Raw genomic sequence first — 11,811 nt, 5'->3', positions numbered from 1 at the left:
ATTTTTTGATTGCCAACATTCCGAAGAACAGAAGACAATTTCGAATAACTCACTACCTGTGAATGTCCACACAGATTTCTTGTTTAGATTGTTAAAGAACGTTGCTAACATGAACATCTTTCGACTTTTCATTCAGCGGCCGTTGACGCTAGGTCGTTGGCTTGGGGTGCGTATTCTACGCTTTCCCGGGTTGGCGTCAAGTGTTTTTTCAAACTTTCTTTTCGCCGTTGTAAACTTCAATTTGAACCCTACAACCTGCCAGCGACGTATGCCGTGTCAGTGGTTGCGCATTATAGGGAGCTTAATTATTTGTGCAAGCATAAATAGGCTAAATATTGCAAAAACATGACTGAGAGGTGCTTTTTCAATCGAAAAGAACAAAAAAGGGACTATCCGTCCCTTTTTCGGCTATTTCACTCAGTTCTAATCACCAAAGAATCGAGTTTCCTGTTTTATTTCTATTGGGCTGCCATCTATTTGCGCAGTTATTTTGATATCGATTTTGGTGATACTTCTCTTCAACTCAATAGGATCAACAGCAATACTAATTGGTAAGGTTAATACTTCACCCGCTTCTATCGATACATGCTGTGGGCCAATCCATCTGGCATTAGGCAATCCTTCGACGCTTAGCTCATATTCTTGCGGCTGTTCTGTTTTATTGAGAATTTTAATCGTAAAGGTATTCTCTGTATTGCCTTGGTTGTTTTCTCGATAAAGTGAGTTTCTATCTCTAATAACATCCATACGAACAGGTGCAATCGTTGCGCTGGCATATATGAATATTAATATCATCACCGTGAGTACCACACCGTAACCCACTAACTTAGGTCGCAATACCTTTTCTTGCACACCATCAAGTTTGTTTTCTGTTGTGTAACTGATTAACCCTTTGTCGTATCCCATGCGTTCCATTGTGTTATCGCATGCATCGATACAAGCACCACAGTTAATACATTCATATTGCAGACCATTACGAATATCGATTCCAGTTGGGCACACTTGTACACACAAGTCACAGTCAATACAGTCGCCTAAACCCATCTCTTTAGGATCTTGTTTACGTGTACGAGGACCACGGGTTTCACCGCGTTGGGTGTCGTAGCCTACTATATAGGTATTCTTATCAAACATGGCAGCTTGGAAGCGGGCATAGGGACACATGTGAATACACATGATCTCACGCATCCATCCGGCATTACCGTAAGTAGCAATAGTGAAGAAAACCACCCAAAAATATATCCCGCCACCAGCATTAAGGGTAAAGAAGTCAATATAGAGTTCACGACTTGGAACAAAATAGGATACAAACGTAGTGGCTGTTAATAGTGATATTAATAACCAAGAAGTATGTTTTGCTGTTTTACGCCAGAGTTTATTGACACTCCACGGCATTTGGTCAAGCTTGATACGTTTATTACGCGCGCCTTCAAATTTTTCTTCAAACCAGATAAAGATGAAGGTCCACACGGTTTGTGGGCAAGTATAGCCACACCACACTCGACCGAGATAAGTGGTAACGAAAAACAGCCCAAATGCGGCTATCATAAAGAGTGCGGCAAGCAAGGTGAGATCTTGTGGCCAAATAGTTAAACCAAAGACGTGAAATTTTTGCTCAGCAAGATTAAACCAAACGGCTTGACGGTCTCCCCAGGGTAACCAAGGCAGAAGTAAGAAAAATAACATGGCTATCCAACCCATATAACGTCGTAAGGTTGTCCATAAGCCATCGACAGCTCTTACGTAAATACGGTTGCGCGGATTGAAGCTGTCTGCTTTACTAGCATCAGGTTGATGGATTTGAATACGTTGTTGTTTGGAAAAGTCCTTGGAGTTGGATTCTGTCGTCATGTTACAGCCTTACTGCTTTAATATTGAACGATAACTAGCTTATTATATAGGTAATAACACATTATTGGATAAAAAGATGAGAGGCTGGATAGGATTAGCAATAATCGCGGGGATTATTTATTATTTCGCGACAGAAACAGACAAGCTTGATAAGCCAATTAATGACATTAAAACGATGTTTACTAAGGCAGATAAAAAGCTTGATTCGATGACGGGTACAAAAATCATTAAAATCGATAAGCACATTCCACAAGTTAAAGAGGAAATTTATAAGCGTTTATCGACAATTGAAATTCGTGAATTAGATGGTGTATTTACCAGTAACGAAGCCATTAGTGAGTTTAAAATCGAATACTGCCATAGTAGTGCTCGCCACCCTGTTTTTTCAACAGAAAATTTGCAATTTATTTGCGATAAAATCTAATAACTTGTGCTCGTTAACGATTTTATGCTGACGAATTGACCTAAGTATCAAATAAGCCTAGCCTTTGTGTAATATCTGCAATAGGGGCTAGGTTTTTTTATGACACCATCACAAACTGAATCAGTATCTGACATCTTTGACCCTGAGTTATGGAATCTTGTCGAAGGATTCAATTTTGAAGACATCACTTACCACCGGGCAAAATCCCAAGGCACGGTGCGTATCGCAATAAACAGGCCTGATTGCCTTAACTCATTTCGTCCTAAAACAGTAGATGAACTCTATATGGCTCTAGACCACGCTAGACAATGGTCCGATGTAGGTTGTGTACTTATTACAGGAAATGGACCATCAGCAAAAGGTCAATACTCATTTTGCGCAGGTGGCGATCAGCGTATTCGTGGTAAAGATGGCTATAAATATGAAGGTGCTGAAGAAGGTACTCCTGATGTAGCTCGAATGGGGCGCCTACATATATTAGAAGTGCAGCGAATGATCCGCTTCATGCCTAAAGTGGTCATTGCGGTTGTACCTGGCTGGGCTGTGGGTGGTGGACATAGTTTACATGTGGTTTGTGATTTAACATTGGCGTCAAAAGAACACGCTGTTTTTAAGCAAACCGACCCTGATGTAGGTAGCTTTGACTCCGGATATGGCAGTGCTTATTTAGCCAAGATGATTGGTCAGAAGCGAGCCCGCGAAATCTTCTTTCTTGGGTTTAATTACTCTGCAGAAGAGGCATTTAACATGGGTATGGTAAATCGTGCCATTCCACATGCCGAACTAGAAACTGAAGCCTTAGCTTGGGCCAAAGAGATTAACTCTAAATCCCCCACTGCAATGCGTATGCTTAAATATGGCTTCAATATGGCTGATGATGGTTTAGTAGGCCAACAACTGTTTGCTGGTGAAGCAACACGCTTAGCCTATGCGAGTGAAGAAGCTCAAGAAGGTCGCGATGCCTTTTTAGAAAAACGAGATCAAGACTTTTCACGTTTTCCTTGGCATTACTAATCTCAACACCTGATGTTATAGACTGCATTTATTCATGTGATTAACTTTATGAAAGACCCTACTTAGGGTCTTTATTTTTTTCAAGATTAAAAATAATAAACGTAATCGAAATTTTCATTTGCAATAATCGAATCAACCCTCTTTACTTGATAATGATAACTGTTATCATTTAAACAAATCAAACAGGGGATTCATCATGAAAAAGACTATTAGCTTTGCCATTTTACACTTCAGTGTCGCTTTTACGATTACCTACCTATTAACCGGTAGCATTATTATCGGTGGTACCATTGCCCTGCTTGAACCTGCCGTTAATACAGTTGTGTTCTACTTTCATGACAAGGTGTGGAAAAACATTGAGTTGAAAAAGATGCAACAAGCTGAGATAACAACAGAGTCAATTCAGCTTGTGAGCTAAGATTATGGCCAGATTGATGGCCATAATCTTACTAACATATACTTGTTGCTACACTATACGAGTTTAATGATAGCAACATCGTAAGCAGCAAGGTTTGCACTGCCTAAAACGTATTGGCCTTGTAACTCACTTGGTACAGTTTGCGAATAACCTGCGTAGTTAAACAAGTAAGCATACTGACCACGCTTAACCACACGCATATCTTTAGGTAACGCTAATGTGGTTAATCCTAACTCTACTGCAAGCATTTTAAAGTACTCGAGTAAAAATCCATCACAGGTCAATGTCGCTACATAGCTAGTATTTTGATGACGAGCCACAGCAGGACTACCATCATGATACGTCGCCACCACATCAACACCATCGCCGAGCTCTAGCTCTTCTCGCCAACACTGGCTTTCAAACTCAATCCCATTAAAATGCAATACTTCACTGCAGTCTGGACGAATGGTTTCAGTTGATAATACTCTTACAGGAACTAAAACTTGGAATGCTCCCGGTGCTAACGTAGGCACTAATGACAATTCATCCGTTTTGCTGCCTGAGCGAGGACCGATAACCAAATGTACGTTGGCTTGCTGACATTTATCAACAAAGGCTTGCGGCACAATCGGTAAACACGGTGCGACAACTAAAGCATACTGTGTCAAATCATGATCTACAGAGACAAAATCTACAGCTAACCCTAACTGACGTAATGCCGAGTAATAAGCAAACTCAACGCGTTGATGATTGTAACTGTCACCTTGGCGTTCAATCTCGGTCACCCACTGACTGTTAGCACCTGTCACGATAGCCACTTTCGCTTGTACTGGATCGCTAATGGTAAAATCGACTTTGGCCAACTCGTCACGCATTTGCTCAACTTCAGCCCAAGCTGCAGCTTTCGAATTATCGTTACGTTTAATGCCTGCATGCATTTGCTCTTGCGCAAATGGCACTTGGCGCCAACGGAAGTAACACACGCAATCTGCACCGTGGGCAAACGCCTGCCATGACCACAGTCTAACCATGCCTTTTTCAGGACGAGGGTTGTGATGCGCCCAATTTACTGGACCAGGTTGCTGCTCCATTACCCAAAAGTTTTTATTACTCACACCACGGCTTTGGTCAAACGAGTAACTTGAAAAGTCAGGGTGTCCGGTACGCATGTACGGTTTAAATTGTTCTGCTGGCATATGTTTAAAAAACATATCTGAACGACCGAGCGGGTAATTGTCGTAACTGACAAAATCGAGGTTTTTGGCTAATGCAAAGTTATCGGCTTGAGTATCGACTAACGGGATAAAGTTATGGGTTACAAAACGATTTGGCGCATGAGCACGAATGATCTCAACCATTGCATCATGAAATTTCACCACTTGGTCAGAACTAAAACGACGGTAAGCCAGTTGATGAGCAGGATTGGTTTCAGTTACCGCTAGAATAGGTAATTCGATTTGTTCAAAATCTTGATATTCCATCGACCAGAAAACATTACCCCAGGCAGTATTGAGCTTTTCAATATCGTTGTGATAATAGGCTTTGCACCACTGTTGAAATGCTGACTTAGCCACCAATGAGCCACTATGAGTAGTATCGTGACAAGCAATCTCGTTGTCCGTTTGCCAGCCACAGATGCCAGGATGTTGACCATAGCGTTGTGCAATAACGCTAGAGATACGCATTGCTTCACGAAAGTAGTTATCACTTGAAAAATCATAATGACGGCGCGAACCAAAGCCACGGGTAGTACCTGTTTTAATATCGACAGGTAAAATGTCTGGGTATTTGTCGATTAACCATTTAGGAGGCGTAGCCGTTGGCGTGCACATAATCACTTGCAGCCCTTCGTTAGCTAACGTTTCAATGGCACGATCCAGCCACTCAAAAGAATACTCACCATCACCGGTCTCAATTCTAGACCACGCAAACTCGCCAATACGCACATACTGTAATCCAAGCTGACGCATTTCTTTTGCGTCTTGTTGCCACATAGATTCAGGCCAATGCTCAGGGTAGTAGCAAACTCCTAACATGTTAATCTCCAATATATAGTGCGTAAAACCGTTGGCTCATACTAGGATATAGTTAAGGCTATACCCTACCGTCACAAGCAAAATTACGGGGTTATTTAACCAATTTTTAATGACGATCAATATACTAACCTAGTATTTATATGATATATAGTATTTTAAAATAATCCGAATACATCATTAACACACTGCAGAATGTTGCTGGCTCAATCCAACACATTCGAATATGTATGCTTAATCAGTGTGTATAAACACAAAAACGTCAATCAAGGACAATATCATGTCACATCCCCAGTTCGTTTTGCTTAATGGCCAACATACTAGCTTGATCGTTGATTGCTTAAACAAGACTCCTGCCATTTTGTATTTTGGTAAAAAGTTATCTGAAAAGACCAGCTTTGACATGATGAAACGGTTAAGCACCAGACAAGAAGCTAAATGCTCAGTTGTTGTTGAAGCGCCTATTTCATTATCGCCGTTAATGGGTGAAGGTTTTACCGGTGCACCTGGCATTGAAATTTTTGATAACAACATTGCATGGTCAATTGGTGGTGCACTAACACAAGTGAACCAACCGAATGAAAACGAAGTGTATTTCGAGTCAGTTGATACGCTACGTCAGCTAAGCGTTAAACATCACTTACAACTTAACCCACGCAGTGACGTACTCAGTGCGACAACAGAATTAACCAATTTAGGCCAAACCTCAGTTAATGTGAATTGGTGTGCAGCGCCAACCATTCCGATGCCTCTGCATATTGACCAAGTAATGTCGTTTGAAGGCCGTTGGTCGAACGAATTCCAACGCAAGTCTTTTGATACCTTCTTAGGCAGCTTTGTGCGTGAAAACCGTAAAGGTAAAACCTCACACGACAATTTCCCGGGCATGGTAATGCACAACAAACTCACCCATGAACAAGGCGGTGAGTGTTATGGTTTTCATTTAGGTTGGAGTGGCAACCATAAAATGCGAGCGGAGTTACTTGCAGAAGGCCGCAGTTATGCCCAATTAGGTGAATTATTAATGCCTGGTGAAATGATACTCGCGCCTAACGAGTCTTATATCAGCCCAACGTTATATACAGCCTATTCTAATGACGGTTTTAGTGGCTTATCTCATTGCTTCCATCAGTATGTTCGTCAATCACTTATCACTGAAAAGGTACGCCTAAAGCCACGCCCAGTGCACTACAACACTTGGGAAGGAATTTACTTTGACCATGATGTTGCTGTTTTACAATCATTAGCGACCCAAGCGGCTGACATTGGTGCAGAACGATTTGTACTCGATGACGGCTGGTTTAAAGGTCGCCGTGGTGACTTTGCCGGTTTAGGTGACTGGACTGTTGATCGTGAAATTTACCCAGACGGACTGCAACCACTGATTGATCATGTTAATAACGTGGGCATGGAATTTGGTTTATGGTTTGAACCTGAAATGGTTAATCCAGACAGCGATTTATATCGCAACCACCCTGAATGGGCGCTGCAAACCCAAGGTAACGAGCAGCTGCAATTTAGAAAACAGCTAGTGCTAGACATGACGAACCCAGACGTGACTGACTATCTGTTTAATGCGATTAACGATATCTTGGTTGAATACCCACAAATTCTCTACCTCAAATGGGACATGAACCGCGACCTCAATCATGCAGGTAATTTATTGGGTAAGCCGGCAGTACATCAACAAACTAAAGCCGCTTATGCTTTAATCAAGCGTCTTAAAGATAGTCATCCACACATTGAAATTGAAAGTTGTTCCTCTGGTGGTGCGCGAGTTGATTACGGGGTATTACAACACACTGATCGAGTATGGACTTCAGATTCAAATGACGCATTAGATCGACTCACAATTCAACGTGGTTGTTCGTTCTTTTTCCCAGCAGAAGTGATGGGGGCGCATGTTGGCCCGCGCGATTGCCACATTACCGGGCGACACATCAATATTGCCATGCGAGCCGCGGTCGCTTTCTTTGGCCACATGGGGATTGAAATGGATCCTCGAGAGTTAACCCATGATGAACGTGAGCAGTTACAGCAGATAATCAAGCTGCACAAACAGCATCGTCAGTTAATTCACAGTGGCAAGTTGGTACGATTAAACAGCGATGGCGACTCAATCAACTTTGGTATTGTTAATACAAACCAAACCCAAGCTTTGTTTGCTTACAACAGCGTCAAAGAGACCCAACGAACTAATCCGCCAAAATATCATTTTGCAGGATTAGATGCCGACAGAGATTATCAACTATCACTAATTTGGCCGGCCGGATTTTCATTCTACTCACCGTCTGTATTAGCCATGACAGACAATCAAACCTTTAGTGGTGAAGCATTAATGACCTTTGGCATGCAGTTGCCGATTACCTTCCCACAAACGTCGTTGATTTTTGAGTTAAATGAAGTGAAATAATACTTTATCGCGCGCCTCTTTATAGCGCACATTATTTATCCCCATTAAGCAAAAGAGCACCCTTTAGGTGCTCTTTTTATGATTGTTTCGACCGACTACAACTTCAACTCAATCAGCTCAAGTGCTTCATCTAAAATCATTGAAACAGCGGCTTTAGATAATTCAGGATTGCGCGCTTTAATCGCATTAAAAATTTCGGCATGCTTTTTCACATCCGCACCCGGCACGCCTTTTATCTTGTTGGTGTAACGAATGCTCACCCTGAGTGCGGTACCAATAAACTCGGTTAATTGCACAAAAAAACGGTTACCACTGGCGATTAGGATGCTGGTATGAAATGCAATATCAGCTTCTAACGGGTCATCTAAACCTTGTTCAGCTTCAACCATACGTTCGAGTGCCTTCTCGATAGACGCTAATTGCTCATCAGATGCGTTCATTGCTGCAAGTGCCGCCGCTTGCGGTTCTAGCGCAACCCTCACTTGAGTAAACTCTTTCAGTAAAGACAATGACGGTTTACTGCTTAAAATCCATTTTAATACGTCGGTATCAAACATATTCCAATTGCTTTCAGGCAACACCCGAATGCCTTGTTTAGGCCGAGATGAAATAAGGCCTTTTGCAGACAGCATTTTTACCGCTTCACGCGTTGAGCTACGGCTAACATCATATTCAATACACAAATCAGCTTCAGAGGGTAAACCTTCGCCAACAGGGTAAACCCCTTTTACAATGGCAATGCCCAAATCGTGAGTTAATTGATGTGTTAAATTTTGACGTGGAGAATTATTCATGCTTTTACTGTCCAATATTCAGTACATAAATCTGTTATATCATATTTAAACGCAATTACGATATAACTTTGTTTTCAGTGGTGTTAATGTTAGAAATAGACATAATAATCATCATTATTTTTCGGATTAATCATTAAATCCAACAAATACCGCTAGTTAACCATAATCATAAAAAGTAGGTTTGGAGCGTTATAAGTGAGTTTGTTAACCCAATATCAAGACTTGAAAGACAAAGTCATCTTTATTACCGGCGGCGCCAGTGGTATTGGCGCATCTATGGTCGAAGCCTTCATACATCAACAAGCTAAAGTGGCTTTTATTGATATCGATCATAAAACAGCAGCCAATCTACTTAGCAAAATGGCCAAAATTGATGCTTCATCAATTTGGTTTCGCGCTGTCGATGCCACCGATTCCGAATCATTACAACAAGCCATTAGAGATGTTGGTCAACACTTTGGCCGTTTTGACGTACTGATAAATAATGTCGCTAATGATGCGCGCCAAGATGTCGAAACTATTTCAGCCCATGATTGGCATAAGTGCATGCAAATTAATTTAGACCCTGCTTTTTTTGCATCTCAAGCGGCTTATATTTTAATGAAGCAACAGCATTCCGGTAGCATTATTAATTTCAGTTCAATCACCGCGTTATTAGGCTCACAACAAATGACTGGCTACGTGACAGCAAAAGCAGGCTTAATTGGTATGACACGCTCATTGTCGCGTGAGTTTGGAGAATCTGGTATTCGTGTCAATGCCATTTTGCCCGGTTGGGTCGCCACCGAAAAGCAGCTGGCCAGCTGGCTAACAGAACAAGAAGAGCAAAAATGGACTGATGCGATGGCATTAAAACGCCGAATCACCCCTCAAGATGTTGCCAAACTCGCCCTATTTTTAGCCTCAAACAATAGTGAATTGATCACCGGTCAGTGTATCAATATTGACGGTGGGAGAGCTTAGCTTGCTTGCTAAATATCAACATTTTATTGCTGTCGATTGGGGCACAAGCCATTTACGTGCTTATCTATGTTTAGCCGAAGTCGGTAAACCATTAATAGTGCTTGAACAAGCCAATAATGTCGGCGTGAAGAAAATTCAAACCGATTTTGAAACCACACTAATGGACAGTATTGCACCTTGGGCTAATCGTTTTGGAAAACTACCTATATTGATGATAGGTCAAATAGGTTCAAGCATTGGCTGGAAAGAAACCCAATATCTTGCTTGTCCTATTTCGCCCCAAGAGGTGATCTCTGCCGGGGCGCGCTTTGACAGTCAAGGTCATCAAGTCACCATATTCCCAGGATTAAGTTGCCAGCTTTATAACCAACTCCATGACTCGATGCGTGGAGAAGAATTTCATTTACTGGGCTGGCTTGCGATGGCTCCACAGCATCTAGTTGGTCGACATTTTGTATGCTTGCCTGGAACCCATACTAAATGGGTGCTCATTGAAGAAGGTAAAGTCATTTTATTCAAAACAGCGCTAACCGGTGAACTGTATGACCTATTGTCATCTAACAGCGTATTGATCCAAGAAAAAGTATCAGATTTAGAATTTGATTTTGGCGCATTTATTGAAGGTGCTGATTTTATCTTGTCATCTACTAACGATAATTTTTATCACGGATTATATAGCGTCCGCAGTAAACAGCTTTTTGAGGATTTCTCAACCAAACAAGCACATGCGTATTTATCAGGACTATTGATTGGAAGTGATGTTCGCGCAGCGATGAGCGCGCAAGAGTGGCAATTAACAGAATTAGAATCAGTGGCGATTATTGGTCCACCTCACTTAAGCCAATGTTTTGTTGAAGTATTACATCACTGTAATATCAACACAACATTATGGGATGTTACAGACGCGACATTGGCAGGATTTAATGTTGTGTACCAACACGCACATCATTCGACAGATGAATAATACACTAACCCAGAGCATCGGTGAGCTTATACAGGTTATCCCATCACAAAATGATTTGGGTGAAAATGCTTTATGGCACCCACAACAACAAGCCATTTATTGGATCGATATCATACAAGGAAAAATTCACAAATATAGTGTCGAGACTCAGCTGCACGATCAATACAGTTTACCCTATCGTATTGGCAGCTTTGCGTTTTTAGCAGAACAGCAAACATTTCAGTTAATTGTCGCCTTTGAGCAAGGTTTTGCACTGTATCATCTCGATACACATGCATTAACATGGCTTAGCCAACCTGAAGTTGCACAGAAAGGTAACCGTTTTAATGATGGCCGCACCGATCGCAGTGGACATTTTTGGGCGGGAACCATGGTTGAAACCCGTCATGATCAACATCAACAAGGCAACTTGTACCGGATAGATAACCACGGTGAATGCCATAAAACCATTGAAGATATTTTGATCTCTAATGGTTTGTGTTGGAGCCCTGACGGTAACATTATGTATCACGCAGACTCTGAAAAACATTGCATCCATCAATATCGCTATAACCCAACACACAAAACATTAACGAATAAAACCTTGTTTGCGACCACCGAAGATCATGTATTTCCTGATGGTTCAACTATTGATGCGCATGGCTTTATGTGGAATGCCCAATGGGGCGATCATAGCGTGGTACGTTATCATCCAGATGGTCATATCGTCGAAAAGTTAATCTTACCTGCTGTACAACCCTCTAGTGTCGCCATTGGTGGCCCAAATTTAGATTGGTTAATTGTGACAACATCACGCATTGAACTGACTCAACAGCAACTCGTTGATTATCCATTATCGGGTAACGTGTTTATTTATCAGTTGCATCACGTTACTGGGATCGTCGACACACCTTGTAGTATCAACATCAACCAATCGTAAATCTCAGCAATGGCTGATAAAAAAACACCCCAAACT

10 protein-coding genes are annotated in these 11,811 nt (G+C 41.6%); 7 read left to right on the top strand and 3 right to left on the bottom strand.

Annotated features, from left to right (window positions below; genetic code table 11):
- Positions 1–423: 423 nt before the first annotated feature.
- Entirely contained in the window at positions 424–1,851 is a 1,428-nt protein-coding gene (gene ccoG, locus AAEY99_RS12095; RefSeq protein ID WP_101087317.1) for a cytochrome c oxidase accessory protein CcoG, read from the bottom strand.
- A gap of 76 nt (positions 1,852–1,927) precedes the next feature.
- Here ccoG and AAEY99_RS12090 point away from each other — a divergent pair, with 76 nt between their 5' ends.
- The 3 genes from AAEY99_RS12090 (at position 1,928) to AAEY99_RS12080 (ending at position 3,707) form a co-directional block, all read left to right on the top strand.
- Positions 1,928–2,275 (top strand): hypothetical protein, encoded by a 348-nt coding sequence (locus AAEY99_RS12090; RefSeq protein ID WP_101087318.1) that lies wholly within the window; start codon positions 1,928–1,930, stop codon positions 2,273–2,275.
- A gap of 99 nt (positions 2,276–2,374) precedes the next feature.
- Positions 2,375–3,289, top strand: coding sequence for a 1,4-dihydroxy-2-naphthoyl-CoA synthase (locus tag AAEY99_RS12085; RefSeq protein WP_101087319.1), 915 nt, complete (start codon positions 2,375–2,377; stop codon positions 3,287–3,289).
- A gap of 196 nt (positions 3,290–3,485) precedes the next feature.
- Complete coding sequence (locus AAEY99_RS12080; RefSeq protein ID WP_101087320.1) at positions 3,486–3,707, top strand: DUF2061 domain-containing protein; 222 nt, start codon at positions 3,486–3,488, stop codon at positions 3,705–3,707.
- A 53-nt stretch (positions 3,708–3,760) separates the two neighbouring features.
- Here the strand turns inward: AAEY99_RS12080 and AAEY99_RS12075 are convergent, their stop codons facing one another.
- Positions 3,761–5,725: a beta-galactosidase gene (locus AAEY99_RS12075; protein ID WP_351010624.1), complete on the bottom strand. Its 1,965-nt coding sequence runs from the start codon at positions 5,723–5,725 to the stop codon at positions 3,761–3,763.
- Between the two features lie 277 nt (positions 5,726–6,002).
- Between AAEY99_RS12075 and AAEY99_RS12070 the strand changes: the two genes are divergently transcribed.
- Entirely contained in the window at positions 6,003–8,135 is a 2,133-nt protein-coding gene (locus tag AAEY99_RS12070) for an alpha-galactosidase (protein WP_192116424.1), read from the top strand.
- Positions 8,136–8,230: 95 nt separating this feature from the next.
- Here AAEY99_RS12070 and AAEY99_RS12065 read toward each other — a convergent pair whose 3' ends face one another.
- Entirely contained in the window at positions 8,231–8,929 is a 699-nt protein-coding gene (locus AAEY99_RS12065) for a FadR/GntR family transcriptional regulator (protein ID WP_101087323.1), read from the bottom strand.
- Positions 8,930–9,124: 195 nt separating this feature from the next.
- Between AAEY99_RS12065 and AAEY99_RS12060 the strand changes: the two genes are divergently transcribed.
- From AAEY99_RS12060 to AAEY99_RS12050, 3 genes are read left to right on the top strand one after another with little or no spacing between them, the layout of a single operon-like run.
- Complete coding sequence (locus tag AAEY99_RS12060) at positions 9,125–9,892, top strand: SDR family NAD(P)-dependent oxidoreductase (protein ID WP_254439841.1); 768 nt, start codon at positions 9,125–9,127, stop codon at positions 9,890–9,892.
- Position 9,893: 1 nt separating this feature from the next.
- On the top strand, positions 9,894–10,856 hold the full coding sequence (locus AAEY99_RS12055) for a 2-dehydro-3-deoxygalactonokinase (protein ID WP_351010622.1): 963 nt from the start codon (positions 9,894–9,896) through the stop codon (positions 10,854–10,856).
- The gene (locus AAEY99_RS12050) at positions 10,849–11,775 is read left to right on the top strand and encodes an SMP-30/gluconolactonase/LRE family protein (protein ID WP_351010621.1); all 927 of its coding nucleotides are present in this window, start codon (positions 10,849–10,851) and stop codon (positions 11,773–11,775) included. Before AAEY99_RS12055 ends, AAEY99_RS12050 begins: the two co-directional genes overlap by 8 nt.
- Positions 11,776–11,811: the final 36 nt, after the last annotated feature.

The organism is Shewanella sp. S1-58-MNA-CIBAN-0166, from assembly GCF_040310085.1.
Classification (GTDB): domain Bacteria; phylum Pseudomonadota; class Gammaproteobacteria; order Enterobacterales; family Shewanellaceae; genus Shewanella.
The sequence above is the reverse complement of the archived record's forward strand: the minus strand, read 5'-3'. Positions and strand labels throughout refer to the sequence as shown.